This is a genomic window from Shimia sp. W99, assembly GCF_053851455.3.
The window spans coordinates 19,195-40,242 of sequence record NZ_JBSQBU020000003.1 but is presented as its reverse complement, the minus strand read 5'-3'; the positions used below and the strand labels follow the sequence as shown (position 1 = coordinate 40,242).

25 protein-coding genes are annotated in these 21,048 nt (G+C 62.2%); 9 read left to right on the top strand and 16 right to left on the bottom strand.

Annotation, left to right across the window (positions count from 1 at the left end; genetic code table 11):
• Nucleotides 1-48 precede the first annotated feature (48 nt).
• Together ACS3QZ_RS19800 and ACS3QZ_RS19795 are read left to right on the top strand one after the other, a co-directional pair.
• Entirely contained in the window at nucleotides 49-582 is a 534-nt protein-coding gene (locus ACS3QZ_RS19800) for a hypothetical protein (protein WP_456039454.1), read from the top strand.
• Between the two features lie 259 nt (nucleotides 583-841).
• Entirely contained in the window at nucleotides 842-1,768 is a 927-nt protein-coding gene (locus tag ACS3QZ_RS19795; protein ID WP_456039453.1) for a transglutaminase family protein, read from the top strand.
• A gap of 105 nt (nucleotides 1,769-1,873) precedes the next feature.
• Here ACS3QZ_RS19795 and ACS3QZ_RS19790 read toward each other — a convergent pair whose 3' ends face one another.
• From ACS3QZ_RS19790 to atpD, 12 genes are all read right to left on the bottom strand, one after another.
• Nucleotides 1,874-3,496 carry a YfcC family protein gene (locus ACS3QZ_RS19790; RefSeq protein WP_456039452.1) on the bottom strand — a complete coding sequence of 541 codons (1,623 nt, stop codon included), beginning with the start codon at nucleotides 3,494-3,496 and terminating at the stop codon, nucleotides 1,874-1,876.
• Nucleotides 3,497-3,690: 194 nt separating this feature from the next.
• On the bottom strand, nucleotides 3,691-4,038 hold the full coding sequence (locus ACS3QZ_RS19785; RefSeq protein WP_316294564.1) for a hypothetical protein: 348 nt from the start codon (nucleotides 4,036-4,038) through the stop codon (nucleotides 3,691-3,693).
• Between the two features lie 63 nt (nucleotides 4,039-4,101).
• A complete protein-coding gene (locus tag ACS3QZ_RS19780) occupies nucleotides 4,102-4,623 on the bottom strand; it encodes a hypothetical protein (protein ID WP_456039451.1) in 522 nt (173 codons plus the stop codon).
• Nucleotides 4,624-4,687: 64 nt separating this feature from the next.
• Complete coding sequence (locus ACS3QZ_RS19775) at nucleotides 4,688-5,542, bottom strand: F0F1 ATP synthase subunit gamma (RefSeq protein WP_456039450.1); 855 nt, start codon at nucleotides 5,540-5,542, stop codon at nucleotides 4,688-4,690.
• Nucleotides 5,539-7,062: a F0F1 ATP synthase subunit alpha gene (locus tag ACS3QZ_RS19770; protein ID WP_456039449.1), complete on the bottom strand. Its 1,524-nt coding sequence runs from the start codon at nucleotides 7,060-7,062 to the stop codon at nucleotides 5,539-5,541. Before ACS3QZ_RS19770 ends, ACS3QZ_RS19775 begins: the two co-directional genes overlap by 4 nt.
• Nucleotides 7,052-7,789 carry a F0F1 ATP synthase subunit delta gene (locus ACS3QZ_RS19765; protein ID WP_456039448.1) on the bottom strand — a complete coding sequence of 246 codons (738 nt, stop codon included), beginning with the start codon at nucleotides 7,787-7,789 and terminating at the stop codon, nucleotides 7,052-7,054. The genes ACS3QZ_RS19770 and ACS3QZ_RS19765 overlap by 11 nt, the downstream gene beginning before the upstream one ends.
• Nucleotides 7,790-7,793: 4 nt before the next feature.
• Nucleotides 7,794-8,039 carry a F0F1 ATP synthase subunit C gene (locus ACS3QZ_RS19760; protein ID WP_213633090.1) on the bottom strand — a complete coding sequence of 82 codons (246 nt, stop codon included), beginning with the start codon at nucleotides 8,037-8,039 and terminating at the stop codon, nucleotides 7,794-7,796.
• Nucleotides 8,039-8,752 (bottom strand): F0F1 ATP synthase subunit A, encoded by a 714-nt coding sequence (locus ACS3QZ_RS19755; protein WP_456039447.1) that lies wholly within the window; start codon nucleotides 8,750-8,752, stop codon nucleotides 8,039-8,041. The genes ACS3QZ_RS19760 and ACS3QZ_RS19755 overlap by 1 nt, the downstream gene beginning before the upstream one ends.
• Nucleotides 8,749-9,054: an N-ATPase subunit AtpR gene (locus tag ACS3QZ_RS19750; protein ID WP_456039446.1), complete on the bottom strand. Its 306-nt coding sequence runs from the start codon at nucleotides 9,052-9,054 to the stop codon at nucleotides 8,749-8,751. The genes ACS3QZ_RS19755 and ACS3QZ_RS19750 overlap by 4 nt, the downstream gene beginning before the upstream one ends.
• On the bottom strand, nucleotides 9,036-9,329 hold the full coding sequence (locus ACS3QZ_RS19745) for an AtpZ/AtpI family protein (protein ID WP_218631249.1): 294 nt from the start codon (nucleotides 9,327-9,329) through the stop codon (nucleotides 9,036-9,038). The genes ACS3QZ_RS19750 and ACS3QZ_RS19745 overlap by 19 nt, the downstream gene beginning before the upstream one ends.
• The gene (locus ACS3QZ_RS19740; protein WP_456039445.1) at nucleotides 9,326-9,736 is read right to left on the bottom strand and encodes a F0F1 ATP synthase subunit epsilon; all 411 of its coding nucleotides are present in this window, start codon (nucleotides 9,734-9,736) and stop codon (nucleotides 9,326-9,328) included. The genes ACS3QZ_RS19745 and ACS3QZ_RS19740 overlap by 4 nt, the downstream gene beginning before the upstream one ends.
• A complete protein-coding gene (gene atpD, locus ACS3QZ_RS19735) occupies nucleotides 9,733-11,193 on the bottom strand; it encodes a F0F1 ATP synthase subunit beta (RefSeq protein ID WP_456039501.1) in 1,461 nt (486 codons plus the stop codon). Before atpD ends, ACS3QZ_RS19740 begins: the two co-directional genes overlap by 4 nt.
• Nucleotides 11,194-11,522: 329 nt before the next feature.
• Between atpD and ACS3QZ_RS19730 the strand changes: the two genes are divergently transcribed.
• From ACS3QZ_RS19730 to ACS3QZ_RS19710, 5 genes are all read left to right on the top strand, one after another.
• On the top strand, nucleotides 11,523-13,343 hold the full coding sequence (locus tag ACS3QZ_RS19730) for a PHA/PHB synthase family protein (RefSeq protein ID WP_456039444.1): 1,821 nt from the start codon (nucleotides 11,523-11,525) through the stop codon (nucleotides 13,341-13,343).
• Nucleotides 13,344-13,588: 245 nt separating this feature from the next.
• Complete coding sequence (locus ACS3QZ_RS19725; protein WP_456039443.1) at nucleotides 13,589-14,020, top strand: cupin domain-containing protein; 432 nt, start codon at nucleotides 13,589-13,591, stop codon at nucleotides 14,018-14,020.
• An 81-nt stretch (nucleotides 14,021-14,101) separates the two neighbouring features.
• Nucleotides 14,102-14,413 carry a glycine zipper domain-containing protein gene (locus ACS3QZ_RS19720; RefSeq protein WP_456039442.1) on the top strand — a complete coding sequence of 104 codons (312 nt, stop codon included), beginning with the start codon at nucleotides 14,102-14,104 and terminating at the stop codon, nucleotides 14,411-14,413.
• Between the two features lie 62 nt (nucleotides 14,414-14,475).
• The gene (locus ACS3QZ_RS19715; RefSeq protein ID WP_456039441.1) at nucleotides 14,476-14,799 is read left to right on the top strand and encodes a hypothetical protein; all 324 of its coding nucleotides are present in this window, start codon (nucleotides 14,476-14,478) and stop codon (nucleotides 14,797-14,799) included.
• Between the two features lie 85 nt (nucleotides 14,800-14,884).
• On the top strand, nucleotides 14,885-15,640 hold the full coding sequence (locus ACS3QZ_RS19710; protein ID WP_456039440.1) for an SDR family NAD(P)-dependent oxidoreductase: 756 nt from the start codon (nucleotides 14,885-14,887) through the stop codon (nucleotides 15,638-15,640).
• 17 nt (nucleotides 15,641-15,657) lie between these two features.
• Here ACS3QZ_RS19710 and ACS3QZ_RS19705 read toward each other — a convergent pair whose 3' ends face one another.
• From ACS3QZ_RS19705 to ACS3QZ_RS19695, 3 genes are read right to left on the bottom strand one after another with little or no spacing between them, the layout of a single operon-like run.
• Nucleotides 15,658-16,335, bottom strand: coding sequence for an ABC transporter ATP-binding protein (locus ACS3QZ_RS19705; protein ID WP_456039439.1), 678 nt, complete (start codon nucleotides 16,333-16,335; stop codon nucleotides 15,658-15,660).
• The gene (locus tag ACS3QZ_RS19700) at nucleotides 16,332-17,537 is read right to left on the bottom strand and encodes an ABC transporter permease (protein WP_456039438.1); all 1,206 of its coding nucleotides are present in this window, start codon (nucleotides 17,535-17,537) and stop codon (nucleotides 16,332-16,334) included. Before ACS3QZ_RS19700 ends, ACS3QZ_RS19705 begins: the two co-directional genes overlap by 4 nt.
• Nucleotides 17,537-18,727 carry an efflux RND transporter periplasmic adaptor subunit gene (locus ACS3QZ_RS19695; RefSeq protein ID WP_456039437.1) on the bottom strand — a complete coding sequence of 397 codons (1,191 nt, stop codon included), beginning with the start codon at nucleotides 18,725-18,727 and terminating at the stop codon, nucleotides 17,537-17,539. Before ACS3QZ_RS19695 ends, ACS3QZ_RS19700 begins: the two co-directional genes overlap by 1 nt.
• A 175-nt stretch (nucleotides 18,728-18,902) precedes the next feature.
• Between ACS3QZ_RS19695 and ACS3QZ_RS19690 the strand changes: the two genes are divergently transcribed.
• Nucleotides 18,903-19,847 (top strand): DnaJ C-terminal domain-containing protein, encoded by a 945-nt coding sequence (locus ACS3QZ_RS19690; RefSeq protein ID WP_456039436.1) that lies wholly within the window; start codon nucleotides 18,903-18,905, stop codon nucleotides 19,845-19,847.
• Nucleotides 19,844-20,173, top strand: coding sequence for a chaperone modulator CbpM (locus ACS3QZ_RS19685; protein WP_456039435.1), 330 nt, complete (start codon nucleotides 19,844-19,846; stop codon nucleotides 20,171-20,173). Before ACS3QZ_RS19690 ends, ACS3QZ_RS19685 begins: the two co-directional genes overlap by 4 nt.
• A gap of 272 nt (nucleotides 20,174-20,445) precedes the next feature.
• Here ACS3QZ_RS19685 and ACS3QZ_RS19680 read toward each other — a convergent pair whose 3' ends face one another.
• Nucleotides 20,446-21,006 carry a recombinase family protein gene (locus ACS3QZ_RS19680; protein WP_456039500.1) on the bottom strand — a complete coding sequence of 187 codons (561 nt, stop codon included), beginning with the start codon at nucleotides 21,004-21,006 and terminating at the stop codon, nucleotides 20,446-20,448.
• Nucleotides 21,007-21,048 lie beyond the last annotated feature (42 nt).

The following is a 21,048-nucleotide window of genomic DNA, read 5'->3' as shown; positions in this document are numbered from 1 at the left end:
TAACTGGGGCGCGGACCACCCGCAGCAACAAGGGAGAGGATCACGCCAATGGAAGAACTGACGAGCAAGACCGTTGCGGTTTTTTCCCGACCGTTCACCGTTCCAGGCTTTGACGAGACGCTCCCGGCGGGAGAGTACGAGATCGAAACGGAGTTGGTTTCACCCCCGGATCAACAGAATCCTGCAGCCTGGAAAGCCTCAGTCCTGGTGAAACTTCATCCCCGGATATCGCATCCGGGGCTTGCGCGGACTCTGACCGTTTCCCTTGCAGACCTGGACCATGCCCGCGCCAGGGACAAGCTGACGGGCCGGGCGTTGTCCGACTTCTTCCTGGAGGAAATGCTGGCTGATCCGATGGTACAGCTCGTAATGAAGGCCGACGGGGTCTCTGAGGCGCACCTGCGACATCTCTATTCGGGTCCCCGGACGCCCCAGTCTGACAGGGATGTCCTGGACCGAAATCCGGCGCGTCTAGGTGCACGTGACATGGCGTCCATCCAAGCTGCTGAAAACGAGGGCATGCCTCCACGACCGACAGGGACGTCGGCTATGCGCACGGAAGTCAGCGCGGATTTGACATGATCACGAACAAAACCTCGGTCGACGTAACATTTTCGGACATCGCTCGCGGAAGGGCCTTTGGCGACGTACCTCGAGAGCGTCCTTGTCTGAGATGCGATGTTGTTTTCTGGAGTGAAGGCTTTGGAGAACGGATCTGTTGGCGCTGCAAGGGGTTGAACGCCTGGCGAAACGCGGTGCCCGATAGCTCCGGGTCATCGCGCCGCCGCTGATCCGCATCGACGTGCGCGCCGTCATCCTCGAACCACACTGGATCTCCGTTTTGGCCTGCCTCGACATCGTTCACACCACGACCTACCGATACCGTCAAAAGGCCCCTCTTGGGCCCCATCGGTTGATGCTGCGTCCCCGAGAAACCAGGGAACTGCGACTACTTGCGCATGCCCTCTCCATTTCTCCGACGGCGACGGTAACCTGGGCGCATGACGTGGCCGGCAACGCTGTCGCCACCGCCGTCTTTGACGGCCTGACAGATCATCTGGTGATCGAGAGCCGCGCCACGGTGGAACTCACCGCGCCAGCGTGGCCGGTCTTTGCCATTGCTGCCTCGGCCGCCCAGTATCCCTTTGTCTACGCCGCAGATGAATGGACGGATCTGGGTGCATTGACGGTACCGCAATACTGCGACCCAGACGGGCGGCTTTCCCGATGGGTCGAGGGATTTGTCATGGCACGCCCGACCGACACGCTGTCTTTGCTGAAGGACATCAGCAACGGCGTTTCCACGCAAACTCTCTACCAGAGCCGCGACGACGAAGGCACCCAGTCGCCGATCGAGACCCTTGACCGGCGATGGGGCTCTTGTCGAGATTTCGCGGTCCTGCTTGCCGAGTCAGCCCGCCGACTTGGTTTTGGCGCCCGCATCGTCTCAGGCTATCTGTCCGATCCCGAAATGAGCCTCGTTGGGTCGGCGGGTTCAGGGTCTACCCATGCTTGGGTCGAGATATTTGTCCCCGGTGCTGGATGGATTGCCTTCGATCCAACGAACCGAAGTGTCGGGTCTCAGAACCTGATTCCAGTCGCAGTCGGTCGCGGCATTCACCAAATCGTGCCGGTCTCGGGCAGTTTTTCAGGCGGGCGGGGTGCCCTTTCTGATCTTGCGGTCGGAGTTGAGGTGCGACTTGCAGCACACGATGATGCAGCTGCTATAATGGATTCGACACTTTTGTATTTAAATACAAAAGTGTAATGGGCATCGTGTGCGCTGTATATGCAACTTGAAATCGCGCTATGGCGCGCTTCGCTCAGCGATTGGCGGTTGCGTCGATCTGGTCTATTTGAAGTCTGTTTGAACCTATGAATTCATTTTTGCTCTAAAGCCCGTCATCGGGTAGCTCGCGGTATTGAAAGCGGCGATACGACGTTCCCAATCACAGCCGCGGTTCACCTTGCGATTTTGACTCTCGTCGCACCTAAACTCAGCACTGACCGAGATAAGGGTATCCGCGGGCCGTTTGAACCGCCATCGCTGCAACGCCAGAATCGACGCATGATGGATCACAGGTATGAACGCAACGATGATCGTGAGACCCAGAAGCACCGGCCAGACGAAGCGCAGCCAGCGTTCGTAAGGAACACGCCCGATGGCGAGCCCGCCCATGACCACCGCGGAGGTGGGTGTGACCAGATTGACCACGCCTTCTGCCGACTGGAAAGCTGTCACCACGAGGCTGCGAGATACCCCCGCAAAGTCGCCGACGGGGGCAAGTATCGGCATGGACAGGACGGCAAGGCCGGAGGTGGAGGGCACGAAGAAGGACAGGACGACCTGGATCCAGTACATCACGTTGATGAACACGACCTCATTGAGGCCCACGACGGTGCCTTCTGCCCAGTGAAGGATCGTGTCGGTGATGTGGCCCGCGTCCATGATCACGACGATGCCACGCGCCAGCCCGATGATCAGCGCCACGCCCAAAAGGTCGCGCGCGCCGCCGACGAAGGCGTCGACAAGCCCTTTCTCTCCTAACCGTCCTATGATCCCTATGGCGATACCGGCGAACAGGAACAGCCCACTCATTTCGGCCATCCACCAGCTGCCCAGCGAGACTCCCCAGATCATCACCGCGAAGGTCGCGCCGAAAAGTAGCAGGACGATCTTGTGCAGTCCGGTAAAGTCGCTGAGTCCGGCCTCGGCCGTGCTGCGGAAATGCGCCTCGTTCTCGGCCTTTCTGTCAAAGACCAGCGACCGGGACGGGTCGGCCTTGACACGTGCGGCATAGCGCATGACGTAAGTGACGGCCGCAGCGAAAGTGAGCGCAAGCAGGACCAGCCTCAGCGTCAGCCCGTCGGTGAAGGGCACTCCGGCGGCGTCCGACGCGATCACGGTCGAAAAGGCGTTCACGGTCGAGCCGAGCACGCCCACCCCGGCACCCAGCAGGATCACCGCCACGGCGGTCAGCGCGTCATAGCCCGCCGCGATCATCACCGGCGTCAGGATGACGTAGAAGGCCAGAGTTTCCTCGGCCATTCCATAGGTCGAGCCGCCCGCCGCAAAGAGCGCCATGAGGATCGGGATCATCCATTTTTCCCGCCCTTCGAGCCGCACCATTGCGCGCTTGATGCCCGCATCGATGGCCCCAGTTGCCGTGACCACTCCGATGAACCCGCCGATCATCAGAACGAACAGCGCCACGTCGATGGCATTGGCAGAATAGCTTCCCGGATCGTAGAAGCCTGCGATGGGAGCGAGTATGACGTCGAAAAAGCCTTGCGGATTGGCGTCGGTGGGCGCGTAGGTTCCCGCCACCGGAACATCCTTGCCAAGGGCCTCGGACGCAGCGCGCTCATACTGACCGGCTGGGATCACCCACGTCAGCCCTGCGATGATCACGATCAGCGCGAAAAGAATGGTATAGGCTGAGGGGAAGTGGAAACGGGGGCTGCGTTCGGCAGATGTCGTTTTGGTGGGTGGCATAATGAGGTCCTTTCCCTGTCCGGTTTTTGAAAAGAACCGGCGGCCACCCTCATCTTGATCCAGGATCGCAGATCGCGGACTGACCGAGGTTAGGCTGCGCGCATCACAGAGGCCATGGATCGGAACGCGAACCGCGCCGATGCATGGCCTGAACCTTGCCGCCCTAAGGAACCCGCGCCAGACAACTCTCGCGATCAACTCAGCGGGGTCTGCTGATGCGCCAGCCGCAGCCACTTGCCGTCGTCGTTCAGGTAGGTCGAGGTGCAGAGTGCCTCATAGATCGGTTCGTCGCTCCGTTCGGCAGAGACACGATAGGCCAATACGGCAATGTTGTTCTGGCATGAGAGATAACGCTCGCTCATTTCGACCGAACGCCACCTTTGGGCGACGTCTTTTTCTCTCCAGAGCGCATCGCCCTGAAGAATGCCGGCAGGATAGGGCAAGACGAAGACAGCGCCCTTTGCGGTCGCGTGACGCGCACTGTCAGCGCCTTGTGTCCAGAAGCGTTCTTCCAGATCCCAGAGGGTGTCATCTGCAGTCATTCAAGGCTCCTTTCAAGATTGGCGGTTGTGCTGGGTGATGGCTGTTTCGCGCAGGGGTTCATCTCACTGGCCTTGTGCAAGCATGGCGACCCAGCCAACGAACAGGGCTGCAGCAATGATCCAGTAGAATGGGGATCCCTGCGGTGGCAGTGCAAGCTTGGCCGAAGTGCCGTCCTGGGGTGAAATTGTGGTCGTCGCCCGCCTCGGCAGCAGGGCAAGAAGGCCCGAGACAATCCTGCTCCGATCCGGAACAGGGGTCGGTACGTCATGGAAACGTGTCATCAGCGCCTCCAACCTTTGCCTTGCCGCCGCTGCGGGCAATCTGGAAAGCTCCGAGGCTTCGCTCCAGGGATCAACGCCGAGCCGGGCGAGCATCGATAGAACGGTGACGCTGCTTCCGCGTCGATCTTCACCCAAGGGCGCGTGCAGAAACGGCTCGAATTGCGGGTCTTGTCCAAGTTGCATCGCAGCGTGTGCCATTGCAGGATCCTTGCTGGCGCCGTTTGCATGGGCCGGATTGGCCGATGTCATGACGCCGGTCGAACCAAAGCGGGCGGGTGCCACACCTTGGTTAACGACCAACATGACGCAAACCGCGCCAGCTTGTGCTGACCCAGATCAATAGGAGCCTATGTTAGCCCCGTAGCGCTCACCTTGCGCCGCGCGCGGACGCCGTGCCGGTCCCCAGTTCGATGATTTCTGCTGTGATCGCTTCCTGTCGTACCTGGCGCAGTGTCGCCTCGAATTCGCCCAACTCGCGCGTAATCTGGCTGCCCGCGGCGGACATGGCCTCCATTCTTGCCTCGTTCTCTGCGGCAAAGGCATGAAGCGCCGCCTTGCACACCAGGGCATGGAGATAGTCACCGCTGAGACTGTTGATCAGGGCGTCGGTGGGTAGCTGGGTCAGCGGACGTGTCGTTCCAGGCGGCGGCAGGGCCGACAGATCGACCGGCAACAGAACCTGCCGGAGGACTTGAGGTCGCCCGGACGCCCATCCGGCATGGATCATTTCCATACGCTCAAAACGACCCTCGCCCAGGGCGCGGTAGATCGCCTTGACGATAGTATCGGCGAGTTTCGGAATGCCGGGCGTGTGCGAGGACATTGGCGCGGACCAGACCGGATGGAGCCCACGCGCCGCTGCGATAGACAGGCCACGGGTACCGATCAGAAACAGGCTGGTGTCGGGAAGATCGTCTTCGATGCTGTCCAGAACGCGTTCGCTGAAGGCGCCAGCAAAGCCCTGTTCGGCGCAGAACACTAAAAGGCCGGTGCTGCCGTCGGTTTGGCCGCCAGAGGTCTCGGCCGGTGACGTAGGACCTGCGGGGCCAAGTGCATCGGATATGGCGGCGGCAATTGTCGCCGTATAACTGTCGACGGCCTCCAGCTCGGCACGGGCGGTGTGGGCGCGCGCGGCGGCGATGCCCTTCATCGCGTTTACCACGGCCCCCAACTGGCGAATGCCGTCGATCCGGGCGCTGACATCGGCCAGTCGTTCGGTCATGTCGCTAGTTCCTTATCTTCAAGCTGCGTCGCAAGGCGGGTCATCGCGGCCATCAGGGCGGCCCGCGCCGTCTCATTCAGTTCCCCGGTCTCGGCAAGGACACGCAGGGCATCGCCGGCATCTTGATCAAGATTTTCCGGCAGTTTGTCCCGAAAGGTGGCAACAGCATCGAGCGATAGGGGGTCCAGTAGCCCTGACTGCACGGCGAGCAGGAGCGCTACCTCATCTGCAAGGCGAAGGGGTGCATTCTGCGGCTGACGCAGGATTGCGCGGATCCTTTTCCCGCGCCTGAGTTGATCGCGCACGCGACCTTCGGGCATGCCGCCGAACCGGGTGAAGACCTCGAGCTCCAGAAACTGCGCATAGTCGAGCCGCAGCGTGCCGGCCGCCTTGCGCAGCACGGGCGCCTGGGTCTTGCCGCCGACACGGCTGACGCTCAGCCCCACATCCACCGCCGGTTTCTGCCCCTGATGAAACAGGCTCGAATCCAGCACGATCTGTCCGTCCGTGATCGAGATCAGATTGGTCGGGATATAGGCCGACAGGTTCCCCCCGTTGGTTTCTGCGATCGGCAATGCGGTCAAGGATCCGCCGCCTCGCGCAGGGGACAGCTTGGCAGCCCGTTCCAGCAGGCGGGCATGTATATAGAACACGTCCCCCGGATAGGCCTCACGCCCCGGGGATTGTCGGGTCAGAAGGGCGATTTCGCGGTGGGTGGCGGCGTGCTTCGACAAATCGTCGATCACAACGAGGGCGTGCCCGCCCCTGTCGCGGAAGTATTCCGCAATTGTGACGCCCGCATAGGGTGCTATCCATTGCAGCCCCGGCGCCGAGGCGGAGCCCGCGACAATCACGATGCAGCGCGCGAAGTTCCCATGCGCCTGCAGCGCGTCGATGGCGCGGCGTACGCTGGATGTCTTTTGCCCCACCGCGACATAGACGCAGATCATGTCGCTGTCGCGCTGCGCGATCATCGCATCGATGGCCAGGGTGGTCTTGCCGGTGGAATGGTCGCCGACGATCAACTCGCGCTGGCCCCGGCCAAGCGCGAACAGCGTGTCCATCACGAGTATCCCGGTTTGCACCGGCTGGGTCACGAGATCTCGTTCGATGATCGACGGCGCCGGGCGCTCGATCGGCCACCGCTCTTCGGCCTCAATTGCCCCCTTTCCGTCCAGCGGGCGGCCGAGCGGGTCGACGATGCGCCCGAGCAGCGCCTCTCCGACAGGCACGCTTACCACTTCGCCGGTGCCGAAAACGGCATCGCCCGCCTCGACCTTGGTCGCGGCGTCAACGAACACGCAGCCAATCAGATCGGGGTCCAGAACCCGGGCGAACCCGAACTGGCCGCCCTCGAACCGCAGAACCTCGTCCAACCGCACGTCGCGCAAGCCCGAGATCATCGCCACACCGTCCCCGATCTCCTCGACACGGCCCCTGTGTTCGGGTCGCGGACCCAGTGCCGCGCGACGCACTGCGCCTTGCGCCGAGGTGAACCAGTCTGGCGCGTCAGGCGGCATTCTCGACCTCCTTCAGGATATTCTCCAGATCGGCCCGCCAGCTGTTGTGAAGCACGAAATGCCCGCTGCGGAGTTCCAGTCCGGCGATCAGGTCGGGATCGGTGACAAGACGAACGCTGGGCGTGCCGTCCAACGCATCCTTTACGGCTTCTTCGATCTCGGCCCTTTGCGCACCCTCCGGGGCTGTCGCGGAGATGATCTCGATATCGCCTGCCGAGGCTGTCAGCGCCGTTCGGTCGGGGGCGGACATGCCCGCGATAGCCTCGACAAGTTGCGCAAGGAACGCCGCCTGAACCGCAGGCGTGTTGAACCGGCCCAGAAGCCGGGCTGCAATCTCGACCGACAATTCGGCGGCCCTCGTTGCGTTCTCTTTCCGCGCGGTGTTTCGGTCGCGGTCAATGGCGGTGCGCGCGGCAGCGATCAGGGTGTCTGCCTTGCTCTGCGCCTCCTTCAGCTCGGCTTTCGTGGCTTTGTCCGCAGCCGCCTTGGCCTCGGCAAGTATGGCATCGCGTTCCTCCGCGATTCCTGCGCGGGTCTCAACTACCTCGGCCAGCGCAGCGTCGGCTTTCGCTTGTGCTGTATTGCCTTCCTCCAGCATGGCCTGCGCCGCGTCCTGTCGCCGGGTGATGGCCCCGGCTATCGGCCGCCAGAACACGCGGCTGAGCAGCCAGACGAGGATCAGGACGTTGATGGCCTGAAGACCCAGTCCCCACCAATCGAGGGTCATGCGCTCATGCCAGTAGCGGGTTGGCGAAGAGCAGCAGGAGCGCAATAACCAGACAATAGATTGCCGTCGTCTCGATCATCGCGAGCCCGACAAACAGCGTGCGCGAAATCGTGTTTGCGGCATCGGGCTGACGGGCAATGGCATCCATCGCGGCGGCAACGGCGCGCCCCTCGGCAAGGGCGGGGCCGATAGCGCCGAAGGCCACCGCGAAGGCGGCGCAGAAGATACTGGCAAGCGGAGCATAGTCCATCATGAATCCTTTTTCGTTGGGGAAGGGGCAAGGTCGGTATTCGGTGGGGTCCGCGCGCCGTCCTCGACCGCAGAGGTAATGAACACCATCGCCAGCACTGCGAAGATGTAGGCTTGCACCAGCCCGGTCAGCAGATCGAGGGCCATCAATGGGATCGGTACCAGCAGGCCCGCCAGCGAGGCGACGATGCCAATGACGAACACGCCGCTCATCACGTTGCCGAACAGTCGGACGAACATGGAAAAGACCCGCGTCAGGCTTTGCAGGATATTCAGCGGGATCATCACCGGATTGGGCGCGGCGAAAGTTTTCAGCCAGCCGCCAACGCCACCCGCGCGTATGCCGAACCAGATCACGGACAGGAACACCAGAACGGCGAGGGCGGCATCGGTTTCAAGCTTTGCGGTTGGAGGGTCGATCCCCGGCACAAGCGAGGACCAATTCGCCACGAGGATGAACACAAAGAGCGTGCCGATGAACCCGCGATAGGGGGCGGGTGCCGCGCCCGTTGTCTCGGTGATCTGGGTATCGAGCGTAGCGACAATCAGCTCCAGCGCTGCCTGACGCCGGGTTGGTCTGAGGTCAAGCCGCCGGGTCAAGAGGAACGCCCCGATCACCAGTATCGCCATGATCGCCCATGTCGTGACAATGGCTTGCGTGATCTGAACCGGTCCGATCTGGAACAGGACGGTAAAGTCGAGGGGAGAGTTCATGTTTGGATATCCCCCATCCTGCGGAGCATGATCCACTTTGCGCAGAGGACCCCTGCAAGGGCCGCCAACAGGGCAAGGCCGCCTGCCAGCACGGCGATGAAGAACCCAGTGGCCAGAAGCGAGATGCGTGCGAGGGTCAGGACGATCGCCCTGAGCGGTTTGCCTCCGCCCACGATCAGGTTGGCAGTCTCGCGAAGCGCACGGAAATAGCCCCATCCGATGAAGAGCCCACCCAGAAAGCAGATCGGAAGAAGGACGATTAGCGGGAGAGTGGAGGGATCGGTCATCGTGCGTTCATCCATTTCCAAGCGGTCCAGCCGCCTATGCAAAGCCCGAGCAGCATCATCGGGGCGCTCCAGAAAATGCCCGTCTCAAATTGCGCATCGAGCCAGCGTCCGAAGAACAGGCCCGCCAGAGTCGGCACCACGAAAATCCAGCCCAGCACGCCGATCTGCGCCAAACGTCGACCGACGGACATGTCACCTTCGCGCAACCACTGCTCGCGCCGGCTGCGATGCTTGCGGATTTCCTCGACCAGAGGATCGGTTTCTGGGGGCTCAGATGGGTCTTCGGTCACCGGAACTTTCCCGTGTCTGCGCCCCGGCGCAACCCGCTGATCATCTGGCGGATGGCGTTCATTTGCAGTCGCATCGTCTCGACATGTTCGACCCGTTCTTCGTCGGCGTCGGTCTGAAACCGGGTCAGAACCTCCGCGTCCAGCGTGGCCAGATCGTCGCCCGCCACGGCCTCGCGGGTGGCGATTGCGACACTGCTACCGCCGGTCACGGTTAGCACCCCGCCGCGCAATGCGCAGAACCGCTCAAGCCCGGTGGTTTTCCAACTGAGGATGGAAACCGAGAGCGCGGTCAGGAATGGGGCGTGGCCGGGCCGAATGCCGAAGCTGCCGCTGGCGTCCTGAGCCCGCAAGCTTTCGGCATCCTCGTCCACAACGACGGACAGGGGGGTCACGATGCGCAATCTCATGCCGCTTCCTCGGCGTCGGCGGCGTCCGAGGCATTTGCGGCCGCCTCTTTCTGTCTTGCGTCCTCCAGCGTTCCTACCATGTAGAGCGAGCTTTCGGACCACTCGTCGGCTTCGCCGTCCAGAATGGCGCGGCACCCCGAGAGGGTCTCGGTGAGGGGCACGCTGGCGCCCGGTGTGCCGGTAAAGGCCTCGGTCACCATGAAGGGTTGGGTCAGGAACCGTTGCAACCGGCGTGCGCGTTTGACGATCAAGCGGTCGGCGGTGCCCAGTTCCTCGACTCCCAGCAGCGAAATGATGTCGGTCAACTCGCGGAACCTTGCCAGCGCCTGACGGACAGCTTCGGCGGTCTGGTAATGCCCGTCACCGACAACCAGCGGATCGAGCAGCATCGATGACGAGCCCAGCGGGTCAATCGCCGGATAGAACCCTTCGGAGGCCTGGGCGCGGGACAGCATGATGACGCAATCCATGTGCCCGGAAATCGTGGTCACCGCGGGGTCGGTGAAATCGTCGGCAGGCACATAGACCGCCTGAATCGCGGTCACGGCAGAGCCTGCCACAGAGGCGATACGCTCTTGCAGGCCCGCCACCTCGGTCGCCAGCGTTGGCTGATAGCCCACGCGCGAGGGCAGGCGGCCTAGCAAGCTCGAGACCTCGGCCCCGGCCTGAACAAAACGGAATACGTTATCCATCAGAAGAAGGACGTTCTTGTGCTTCTGGTCGCGGAAGTATTCCGAAATCGTCAAGGCTGTGAGCGGAGCCCGCCAGCGCGCGCCGGGTGGCTCGTTCATCTGACCGTAGACCAGCACGGTGCGCTCCAGAACGCCCGAGTCCTGCATTTCAGTCAGCAGCTCATGCCCCTCGCGTGATCTCTCACCGACGCCCGCGAAGACGGAGATACCTTCATATTTCTCGACCATGGCGCGGATCAATTCCATCACCAGAACGGTCTTGCCCACGCCGGCGCCGCCGAACATCGCGGCCTTGCCGCCCTGAGCCATCGGCGTCAGGAGGTCGATCACCTTGATCCCCGTCTCAAATACGTCGGTGGCGCCAGTCTGGGATTTCAGAAGCGGCGGCAGGGCATGGATCGAGCGACGTGGTGTATCCTCAGGCAAGGCAGGCCCGTCGTCCTGCGGACTGCCCACCACATCCAGAAGCCTGCCGAGAACGGCTTCGCCCACAGGCACGGTCACCGGCGCGCCGCTGGCCTGCACCGGCACGCCTCGGGCAAGGCCCGCAGTGGATTGGAAGGCCACGGCGCGTATTGTTTTCTGATCGAGGTGGCTGTGGACTTCGAGAGTGAGGACGGTCGGGCGGTCCCATCTCACCAACAGCGCAGAATTGATCGGCGGCAGGTCGGATCCGGCAAAGACGACATCCACCACCGCCCCCCGGACGGCATGTACGACGCCACCAAGCGGGGCGTCAGGGTCGTTCGGGATATGAGTCCGCATCCCACCGGACAGATCAGGGTCACCCACATCCGCGCCCGTCCCGGCACGGATAGAGCCGTTGCTCCATGGTTGATCTACGCGTGTGGATGTCAAACGGGGCCTCATTGTTCGTCTGGCGGCGGCAGCCAGTCAGAAAGCACTGCCTGCGGGGAAAACTTGGAAGAAGCATAGAAAGCTTAGCAAAGCTGGACGCTGATCTGGATCAATGCGATCGCCACAGGTTTCTGCCACACAGGGCACATGCCCTGATGCGGCTTGTGCTAGCGCGATCACAGCGACCCCGAGACCGGCATTCTGCAAAAAGGCACATCAGCATAGGATAGGTTCAGATGACCAAGCGCACGGCGCAGCCCAAGACACCTGCGAAAGACGCGCAGCAGGTCCAGCTTCCCGCCAAGATCGTCCCCGCGTCGCAGCCCAATGCCGGGCCGAGCGCGGCGCATCCGCACGAAAACCTGGATCGCGCGTCCCGTGCGGCGGTCGCCTACATGTCCGCCGGCGTATCGCCCCATGCGTTCATCGAAGCCTGGAGCGATTGGGCACAGCATCTGGCCCAGGCTCCGGGTCGCCAACTTGAATTGGCCGAGCGCGCGCAGGAAAACATGACAAGGCTGTTGGGGCAGTCGCTTCTGCCAAACAGCGACGCGGAACCGGCCTTTGTGCCAAAGGCCTACGATCATCGTTTCCGGCATCCCGGATGGGAAAAGCCACCGTTCAGAAACATGCAGCAGGGGTTTCTCGCGGTGCAGGACTGGTGGGATTATGCAACCGACCATCTGCGCGGATTGCGTCCTGAGGATGCAGACAGGACCCGCTTCATGGCGCGCCAGATGTTAGACCTGTTGTCTCCGTCCAATTTCCCCGCCCTTAATCCCGAGATCATCGAGGAAACGCGCAAGAGCAGCGGCAAGAATTTGGCGGAGGGTGCGCGCAACTTCATGCATGATTTTTTAAACACCGTTGCTCAGGTCCATGAACCCGCACCAGAGGGCTTTCAGATCGGCAAGGATCTGGCCTGTACACCCGGCGAGGTGGTGTTCCGCAATGATCTTTTCGAGTTGATCCAGTATGCGCCACAGACCGATAAAGTGCAGGCCGAGCCGATCCTGATCGTTCCGGCCTGGATCATGAAGTACTATATTCTTGATCTCTCGCCGCATAATTCAATGGTCAAACACCTTGTGGATCAGGGATTTACCGTCTTCATGATTTCGTGGTGCAACCCGACCGCTGATCAAGCAGACCTGTCGCTGGAGGACTACCGCGAACGCGGCGTGATCGCGGCTCTCGATGCGGTGAATGCCATCGTGCCGGAGCGCAAGGTTCATGCGGTCGGCTATTGCTTGGGTGGCACAATCCTCGCGATCGCGGCGGCCACGATGGCGCGTGAAAACGACGAACGGCTTGCGTCGATCTCGCTCATGGCAGCACAGGTCGACTTTGCCGAGGCGGGCGAGTTGCTGTTGTTTCTGGATGAAAGCCAGATCGCATTCCTCGAGGACATGATGTGGGAGAAAGGCTATCTTGACCGGCCCCAAATGGCGCGCGCCTTTTCTGCTATCAGGTCGGAGGACCTTATCTATTCCCGTGCCGTGCGGCGCTATTACCTTGGGAAAGAGGACCTGCCGACCGACATAGGAGTCTGGGTATCGGACACGACCCGAATGCCAGCCCGAATGCATTCAGAGTATCTGCGCGGCCTGTTTCTTGAAAACCGGCTGACGGCAGGCCGGTTTGCCGTCAACGGACGAGTGATCGCGCTCAAGGACATCTCGGCTCCGATATTCGCCGTGGGCACAGAAACCGACCACATCGCGCCGTGGAAGTCCGTCTACAAAACCAAATTGTTTACTGACAGCGATATGACCTTTGTCCTGACAAGCGGCGGCCACAACAGCGGGATCATAAACGAGCCAAAGCTGGCGCGCGGTCACCATCGGATCTCGCGTCGTGCTGCCGGGGCGCTTTACGTGGGTCCCGAAGCTTGGGTTGCGCAAAATACGCCGCAACCAGGCTCTTGGTGGCCCGCGTGGACGACCTGGCTGGAAGAGAATAGCAGCGGTGTCACGCCGGAACCCTCCATCGGTGCGCCAGATAAGGGCTTGGTCCCACTCGTGTCGGCACCTGGCACCTACGTTCACCAAACCTGATACCACGCCCACTTTTGACGGTGGTAGGCCGCAGTGAGTGCACGCGTCATCGGGCCATGAAACGAAGCGGCGCGATTCATGAACCCCGTGGTGAGGACTTTCGACCTAAGGCGGATAATGGCCAACCGCACCGCAGTGAAGATAAACGTAGCACGCTGCTAACGCCGATCAGTGCGGTGAAGATTTATCTGCGGCACACACGTTCGTGTCGTCCAGCCAGACGATGAAATGAACGGAGAGGCGTCATGATCGGATATGTGGCGAATATCGAGGAACTGACGGAAGAAAACACCGACTTTCGGCGTGTTCTTTATTCAGGAACAAAGCTGCAACTGGTTCTGATGTCACTCGAGCCGGGGACTGAAATCGGTGGCGAGATACACGCTGACACGGACCAGTTCTTTCGCATCGAAGACGGCAAGGGACGTGTCGTGATCGATGGCACGCCGCACAAGGTTGGCCCCGGCGATGGTGTGGTTGTGCCCGCAGGTGCGCATCACAACGTGATCTGCACGGGCCATGAGGCGCTCAAGCTTTATACCCTTTACGGTCCACCGCATCACGAGGACCAACTGGTTCAAAAGACCAAGGCCGAGGCGGATGCATCCGACGAGGCTTTCTCGGGAGAAGCCACCGAGCAGACGGCAGAGGTGGTCCGGGTATCGGCCCAAACATGATGCGCGATGCATTCAGGCCGCTCTCGGACAGAAGGTCAGGCGGCACAATACCCCACTCCCCAACAAACAAAGGAAATCAAAATGTCACTTGATAGCAAGACGAACCCTCAAGCTACCGCCGCAACTGATATCGAGGCGGTCAGCCGTCAATTGGCCGCCCTGCGAGAGAATTTATCGCGACTCAGCGAGACTGTCAGCGGGATCGCTGGACGGCGCGGCAGCCGCATGGCCGCGGACATCGCGGAAGGCTTTGACGAAGCGAAGCATTATGCAGCAAGCAAGGGCCGCTCTGCAGAGGCGCAACTGGAGGAGTCCGTTGCGGCCCACCCTTTCATGACAATTGGCCTCGCTGCGGGTGCGGGTTTTTTGGTTGGCGCCCTGTCGCGGCGCTGATGGGTATTGTCGATGACATCGTGCACAGCATTGGCCGATACATCCGAAGGGAGGTGCGACCAATGCTGTTGCCGATCTTGCTTGCTCTGGCCGGGGGACTGACCGCAGCCGCAGGAGTGGCGTTCCTGACGGCCTGGGCGTATCTCACGCTCAGTATCGCGGTAGGGCAAGGTCCGGCGTCCCTCTTGATCGGCCTCGGATTAACAATTTTGGCTGCGGTCCTTCTGGTCTTCGCCAGAAATCGATTTGCGAAAAGGACTCTGACCGACCCACCGGTCTCCCAACCGGCGGCACCTGCAACCGGCGAAACCGGATTAGCCTCTCAGATTGCGTTCACGGCAGCATTTGTTCTGGCGCGATCCCTGGGCGAGGGCAGGCGGGACTGAAATTGGCCCGGTTCACCCAAGTTGGCGCGCCACGATTCAATCTGTGCAGCCTCTCCCAGAATTATCCATTTGCAGGAGACTGAAAATGACCATTGAGTTCAATGACAAGACAGCCATCGTGACTGGTGCCGCGTCGGGAATTGGTGCCGCAATTGCGCAGGATCTGGCAGGCTTTGGGGCTAGGGTTATCTTGGCGGATATGGACGAGGCGGGGATGGCCGCCGTGGTCAAAAAGATCGAGGCATCCGGTGGCACCGCTTTCATCCACAAGACCGACACAAGTGCTGCCGCTGATGTGGAGGCTCTTGTGGCTTTTGCTGTAGCGCAGACGGGTGAACTGCACCTGCTTGTCAACAATGCTGGTATTGGTGGCCCTGCGCACCCGGTTGGGGAATATCCTCTGGATGGATGGCAGCAGGTCATCGACATCAACCTGACCGGTGTGTTTCACGGCATGCGCTTTGGCATTCCCGCAATGGTCAAGGCGGGCGGCGGCGCGATCGTCAATATGGCGTCTATCCTAGGGTCGGTCGGTTTTGCGACGGCTGGTGCCTATGTCGCCGCTAAACATGGGGTCGTTGGCCTGACAAAGGTCGCGGCCATCGAATACGCCAAGGACGGGGTTCGGGTAAACGCGGTTGGTCCGGGCTTCATCGCGACGCCGCTTCTGGAAAAGCACCTTGACGCAGCGGCGCTGGACGGCATCGCCGCCCTGCACCCAATCGGGCGGCTGGGTGAGGCTGCGGAGGTGTCGGCGATGACCTGTTTCCTGCTCTCGGATCAGGCCAGTTTCATCACCGGAAGCTACCACCTCGTCGACGGGGGCTATACCGCGCAGTAAGCACCCGCTGCGTGGGCCTAACCGGTCACAACCCCATCGCCCACGACGATCTGTCGCCGACAGAAACCGGCAATCTTTTCGTCATGGGTCGAGATCAGGAAGGTCGTGCCTTCCTCGCGGTTGATCTGTCCGATCAGGTCCATCACCTGGTTTGCCGAGTCTCGGTCGAGGTTCCCGGTCGGCTCGTCCGCCAGCACCAGTTCCGGACTGTTCATCAAGGCACGGGCAACAGCGACTCGTTGCTTTTGCCCGCCCGAAAGGTTGGCCGAGGGGAATTCGATGCGGTCGGCGAGCCCCATGCGGGACAAGAGATCGCGGCCACGCGCACGGGCGGCAGGCGTCTCGCGCCCTTCACGTACGGCCGTGGGGAAGATCACGTTTTCCAGCGCAGTGAAATCCGGCAGAAGGTTGTGAAACTGGAAAACGAAGCCGATGTGGGCATTGCGAAACTCGGTCAGGGCCCGGTCATCGGCGGAAATCATGTCCTCGCCCAGCATGACGTAGCTGCCCGATGTAGGCTTCATCAAGGTGCCCAGTATCGTCAAGAGCGTGCTCTTGCCCGACCCCGACGGCCCCAGCAGCGCCGCCATCTCTCCGGTGTCGAGGCGCAAGGACAAGCCGCGCAGGACCCGTGTCGCGGCCTCTCCCGTCCCGTAGGCCTTGAACAGGTCGGTTACTTCCAGAAGCGCGCTCATTGGCCTATCGCCGTGACGGGATCCACGCGGGCGGCCGAACGTGCGGGCAGGATCGAGGCGAGGATCGCGCCGATGACGGTCAGCGTGATGGCCAGGCCATAGGATCCTTGCGTGATGTCCATTGGCAGGGTGCCTGGCTCGAAGGCATCGCGCGAGGGGAAGGGCAAGAGTGCAAGGTATCCCAGCGCCGCGCCCATGATGCCCCCCATCAGCCCGATCAGCGCGCCCTGCGTGACGAAGACGAAGATGACGAACCCGCGCCCGGCCCCCATCGCGCGCATGATCCCGATCTCGGGGCGGCGGCGGTAGGTCGACAGCAAGAGCGCCGAGGCGACGCCGATCACGATGGTGATGAGCGCGAAGGTTTTGAGGAAATACCCGGTCTGCGCCTGTGCGTTCAGCGCCTCCATCAATTGCTCCGCCCCGTCCGTCCAGGGCACCGCGTCAAGGCCCGTCAGGGCGCGGATCCGCAGGGCCGTGGCATCGGCCGCGTTCAGATCGTCCAGCTTGATCTCGATCCGCGTGACGCCTTGCGGCATGGCATAGAGCGTCCGGGCGGTCGACAGGCTGACGAAGGCCCGCGCGCTGTCCATGCTGCCATTACCGGTCTTGAAGATACCGCTGAGCGTCAGCGCCGCCGTGACACCGTTTGAGCTTTCCAGCCGCAGCGTCCGGCCGATCGACAGCGCCAGATCATCGGCCAGATCGCGACCCAGCACGATCAGGCCCGACCCAAGCCGCACATCCCCCTCGACCATGTAGCCCGCCAGATCGAGGATGGCGGATTCGCGACCCGGCTCCACCCCGGTCACGCTGACCTGTGCGACCTGCGCCCCGCGCGTGACGAACCCCGCGCCGCTGATCTGCGGCGAGACGGCCCTGACCCCCGGAACCCCTTCGATCTGAGGCAGCCAGGTCGCGGCCTCGGACAGCGTTGCGGTGCGGGTGCGCACCCGTTCGGCCACGACCAGCACATGGCCCTCGGGCGAGATCAGCACGGACGGGTCGTCGGTCTCGGCCTCGATGGTGATATGGCTGATGTCGCCCACGGTGCGCGACAAGATGAATTCGGCCAGCCCCCCGATCAGGGCCGACATGAAGATGAAGATGAACACGCCCACCGCCACGCCTGTGACCAACAGGGCCGTCTGGGCCTTGCTCGCAGTCAGATACCGGGTCGCGATCTTCAGGGCATAGAGCATCAGGGTTGATCCACCGCGACCGTCTGCCCATCCGCGATGCCTGTGGCGTCCACGATCACCGCCTCGCCCGCCTCAAGGCCCCCGGTCACGATCAGGCGTGCGGCCGGCCAGTCCACCACCGTCACGGGCCGCAACTCCGCCACGTCGTCCGACACCACGAAAACCCCGTCGCCGTTCAGCAAGGCGGTGCGCGGCACGGTCATCGCGGCCTCGCGCTGCTCGACGATGATATTCGTCGCCACGGTCAGGCCGATGGGGGCCGAAACCGGGCTGTCGAAGGCGATCTTGATGGCAAGGCCCCCGGTGGCCTCGTCCACGCGGTTCGACACGAAGCTGACGTGACCCTCGCGCGTGGTGGATTCCCCGGCCAGTTGCACGATGGCGGGCAGATCGACCGCGATCTGCGTCGCATAGGCCTCGTCCACATCCGCTTCGACGACCAGTTCCGTGAGATCGGCCAAGGTCAGCAAACGTGCCGACGGGCCGACGATCTGCCCCGCCTCGGCGTCAAGCTCAAGGACGGTGCCCGCAACGGGCGCCCGGATCGTGTAGGTGCCAAGCACGATCTGCGCCTGGTCGAGCAGCGCGGTCAGGCGCGCCACCTCCTGTGCCGCGGATCGCAGGGCGAAGGCATCCGCCTCCAGCACGGTCCTTGCGACGTTGTCGCCCAGCACGACAGCGCGATCATAGGCCTCCGACACTTGTTGCTGCGTCACGAGCGCGGCGTCGAGCGCGGCCATGGCCTGCCGGACGGCGGCGGTCTGCGCGCCCGCATCGAGCTGCGCGAGGATCTGGTCTGCCTCGACCATGTCACCCTCTGCCACCGGAAGCTGCGCGAGGGTGCCGGAAACCACCGATCTGACATCGACGGACCGAACCGCCGCGATCCGGCCGTTGACGGCAAGCACACGCGTGACCGGGGCGAGGGTCGCGATCTCGACCGTGACAACGGTCGGCCGTGCCATCCAGACCTGCGACCAGACCAGGCCGCCAACCGCAAGGACCAGCAGGCCCGCAACCCCCCAAAGCCATCGGCGACGCCTTTTGACAGGCGCGGGCGCGACCGGGCGCAGGGCTGGCACGCGCGGCGCGGATGCAGCCTCGTTTTCCGTTCCGGCGCGCGGGTTATCCCGTGTCTCTATGGTGTTTGCCGAGGCCAAGCTGGATCCTTCCCGAACGTCATTCCGCATGGGCGGAGTGATGGCTCCGGTCAGACAGCGGCCGGGATAAGATAGCCGGCAAGCGCGACCGCGCCCTGACATGGATCAGGGACGCCACCGGCATCGTCATGGCATTTAGAAAGGGAAGAGGCCACCTGCGCGCGCGTCGCCCGGCCTTGCGCTGGTTGTCCAATGGGAGGCCCCGATGCCCGACGATCCATATGAGGTGCTTGGCCTGACCAAGGCCGCATTGGCCGACGACATCAAGAAGGCGTATCGGAAACTGGTGCGGACAAGCCATCCTGACTTGCATCCCGACGATGCCGGGGCCGAGGCGCGGTTCAAGGCAATCTCCGCTGCCTATGAGATCCTGAAAGATCCCGAGACCCGCGCCCGATATGATGCGGGAGAGATCGACGGGCGCGGCGCAGAGCGCCCACAGCGGCAGTACTATCGTGATTTCGCAGACGCGTCGGACAACGCCTACCAGCAAACGCGCGGGTTTGGGCAGAATGCCGATCCGGCGGACATCTTCGCGGAGATCCTGCGTAATCGTTCGCGGTCGTCCGGTGGCGACTTTTCTGACGGTGGGTTTTCAGCCCATGGCCCGGATGTGCGCTATACGCTTGAGGTGCCGTTTCTGGATGCAGCACGAGGTGCCGAGACCCGTATCACACTGCCGGATGGCCAGAGCCTCGCCGTCAAGATCCCAAGGGGCACCGAGGACGGCCAGACGCTCCGGTTGCGCGGAAAAGGCGCGCCCGGCTTCGGTGGTGGTCCGGCAGGGGATGCGCTCGTCACCGTTCTGGTGCGGCCCCACCCGATGTTCCGTCGTGACGGCGACGACATTCTCCTGACGCTCCCGATCACCATCGACGAGGCTGTTCTCGGCGGCAAGGTCACGGCACCGACCATCGACGGCCCCGTAGGTCTCACAATTCCGTCGGGGGCAAGCTCGGGCCAAGTCCTGCGCCTGCGGGCCCGAGGGGTCGCACGTGCGGGGCGCAAAACGAAGGGCGATCAGCGGGTCGAGCTGAAGATCGTCGCGCCGCCTGACGTGGATGAAAGCCTTCGCGATTTTCTTGCGGAATGGCGCAAGACCCATGCCTACGACCCGCGCGCCAGTATGATGAAAGGGACCGGGAAATGACAGACCGGTATTCCGAAGATGACGTGGTGACGACTGTAACCCGGCTGACCCGAAGCCAACTCGTCCGCTTTGTCGAGGGCGACTTGGTCAAGCCAGAGCAGGAGGCCGACGGTTTTGTCTTTCGCCGCATCGACATCGCGCGGCTGGAGCTTCTGTGCGACCTCTCTCAGGCTCTCGATCTAGATGAGACGGGCTTGGGCATCGTGGTTTCGCTCATCGATCAATTGCATGCCGCCCGCCAGGATCTTGCGGCGTTGGTTGGCGTGATTGATGCCCTGCCATCAGAACTCCAGGCTCATATCATGGCAGAGCTGAAAAAAACTTGAGCGGGACTCAAGCTGGAACCAGAAGGTTGTCCGTACAAAAAACAAAGCGCCATTCCGGTACTCGGCACTTGCCTTGGCAGGTGGACCACACTGCGTCTGTCCCCATCACAGAACAAGGACTGCTCTTGTCGGAAATCATTGGCAACGTCTTCCTGGGTCTCGTCCGCTTACAGTGCCGATGGAGGATCAGATGAATTTGCCCTATGGGGGTCACTGCATAAAAGTGCCAATATTGTCCGGCTCGCGCGAACTTTCTGAGAACATTTGCGTTTTCAGCCGGTTTTCTGGTCTCTGAGAGCGTTGTAGAGGCTGGTTTTGCTGATTTTGAGGCGGGCAGCGGCCTCGCGGACTGTCAATCCATCGCTGATATGGGCTTTTGCCTGCTCCAGCTTTTTGGGCGTGACGACAGGCTTGCGCCCGCCTTTTCTGCCGCGCGTTGCGGCAGCCTTCAATCCGGCCTGTGTCCGCTCGACTATGAGGTCACGTTCGAACTGGGCGAGCGCGCCGAACAGATGGAACACCAATGTGCCTCCGGTGGTCGTCGTGTCCACGCCTTCGGTCAGAGATCTGAAGCCAACGCCACGGTCACCGAGCTCTGCCACTGTTTCCACCAGATGCTTCATGGATCGGCCCAGGCGATCGAGTTTCCAGACCACAAGGGTGTCGCCCCTGCGCAGAAAGGCCAGGGCATCATTTAGGCCGGGGCGTTCTGCTTTGGCGCCGGAGATCACATCTTCAAACACGGTTTCGCAGCCCGCGGCTTTGAGCGCATCCACCTGTGGTTCCAGTTTTTGCTCCGCCGTCGAGACCCGCGCATATCCTATCCGTGCCATGAAGATAGCCTTGTCCGTTTTCCCGTCCATGAATCAACTTGT

What these genes read in the sequence shown, in the direction of transcription:
- ACS3QZ_RS19800 (WP_456039454.1), top strand. Translation starts at nt 49, where the DNA reads ATGGAAGAACTGACGAGCAAGACCGTTGCGGTTTTTTCCCGACCGTTC.
- ACS3QZ_RS19790 (WP_456039452.1), bottom strand. Translation starts at nt 3,496, where the DNA reads ATGCCACCCACCAAAACGACATCTGCCGAACGCAGCCCCCGTTTCCAC.
- ACS3QZ_RS19785 (WP_316294564.1), bottom strand. Translation starts at nt 4,038, where the DNA reads ATGACTGCAGATGACACCCTCTGGGATCTGGAAGAACGCTTCTGGACA.
- ACS3QZ_RS19780 (WP_456039451.1), bottom strand. Translation starts at nt 4,623, where the DNA reads ATGTTGGTCGTTAACCAAGGTGTGGCACCCGCCCGCTTTGGTTCGACC.
- ACS3QZ_RS19775 (WP_456039450.1), bottom strand. Translation starts at nt 5,542, where the DNA reads ATGACCGAACGACTGGCCGATGTCAGCGCCCGGATCGACGGCATTCGC.
- ACS3QZ_RS19770 (WP_456039449.1), bottom strand. Translation starts at nt 7,062, where the DNA reads ATGCCGCCTGACGCGCCAGACTGGTTCACCTCGGCGCAAGGCGCAGTG.
- ACS3QZ_RS19765 (WP_456039448.1), bottom strand. Translation starts at nt 7,789, where the DNA reads ATGACCCTCGATTGGTGGGGACTGGGTCTTCAGGCCATCAACGTCCTG.
- ACS3QZ_RS19760 (WP_213633090.1), bottom strand. Translation starts at nt 8,039, where the DNA reads ATGGACTATGCTCCGCTTGCCAGTATCTTCTGCGCCGCCTTCGCGGTG.
- ACS3QZ_RS19755 (WP_456039447.1), bottom strand. Translation starts at nt 8,752, where the DNA reads ATGAACTCTCCCCTCGACTTTACCGTCCTGTTCCAGATCGGACCGGTT.
- ACS3QZ_RS19750 (WP_456039446.1), bottom strand. Translation starts at nt 9,054, where the DNA reads ATGGATGAACGCACGATGACCGATCCCTCCACTCTCCCGCTAATCGTC.
- ACS3QZ_RS19740 (WP_456039445.1), bottom strand. Translation starts at nt 9,736, where the DNA reads ATGAGATTGCGCATCGTGACCCCCCTGTCCGTCGTTGTGGACGAGGAT.
- atpD (WP_456039501.1), bottom strand. Translation starts at nt 11,193, where the DNA reads ATGCGGACTCATATCCCGAACGACCCTGACGCCCCGCTTGGTGGCGTC.
- ACS3QZ_RS19730 (WP_456039444.1), top strand. Translation starts at nt 11,523, where the DNA reads ATGACCAAGCGCACGGCGCAGCCCAAGACACCTGCGAAAGACGCGCAG.
- ACS3QZ_RS19725 (WP_456039443.1), top strand. Translation starts at nt 13,589, where the DNA reads ATGATCGGATATGTGGCGAATATCGAGGAACTGACGGAAGAAAACACC.
- ACS3QZ_RS19720 (WP_456039442.1), top strand. Translation starts at nt 14,102, where the DNA reads ATGTCACTTGATAGCAAGACGAACCCTCAAGCTACCGCCGCAACTGAT.
- ACS3QZ_RS19715 (WP_456039441.1), top strand. Translation starts at nt 14,476, where the DNA reads ATGCTGTTGCCGATCTTGCTTGCTCTGGCCGGGGGACTGACCGCAGCC.
- ACS3QZ_RS19710 (WP_456039440.1), top strand. Translation starts at nt 14,885, where the DNA reads ATGACCATTGAGTTCAATGACAAGACAGCCATCGTGACTGGTGCCGCG.
- ACS3QZ_RS19705 (WP_456039439.1), bottom strand. Translation starts at nt 16,335, where the DNA reads ATGAGCGCGCTTCTGGAAGTAACCGACCTGTTCAAGGCCTACGGGACG.
- ACS3QZ_RS19700 (WP_456039438.1), bottom strand. Translation starts at nt 17,537, where the DNA reads ATGCTCTATGCCCTGAAGATCGCGACCCGGTATCTGACTGCGAGCAAG.
- ACS3QZ_RS19695 (WP_456039437.1), bottom strand. Translation starts at nt 18,727, where the DNA reads ATGCGGAATGACGTTCGGGAAGGATCCAGCTTGGCCTCGGCAAACACC.
- ACS3QZ_RS19690 (WP_456039436.1), top strand. Translation starts at nt 18,903, where the DNA reads ATGCCCGACGATCCATATGAGGTGCTTGGCCTGACCAAGGCCGCATTG.
- ACS3QZ_RS19685 (WP_456039435.1), top strand. Translation starts at nt 19,844, where the DNA reads ATGACAGACCGGTATTCCGAAGATGACGTGGTGACGACTGTAACCCGG.
- ACS3QZ_RS19680 (WP_456039500.1), bottom strand. Translation starts at nt 21,006, where the DNA reads ATGGCACGGATAGGATATGCGCGGGTCTCGACGGCGGAGCAAAAACTG.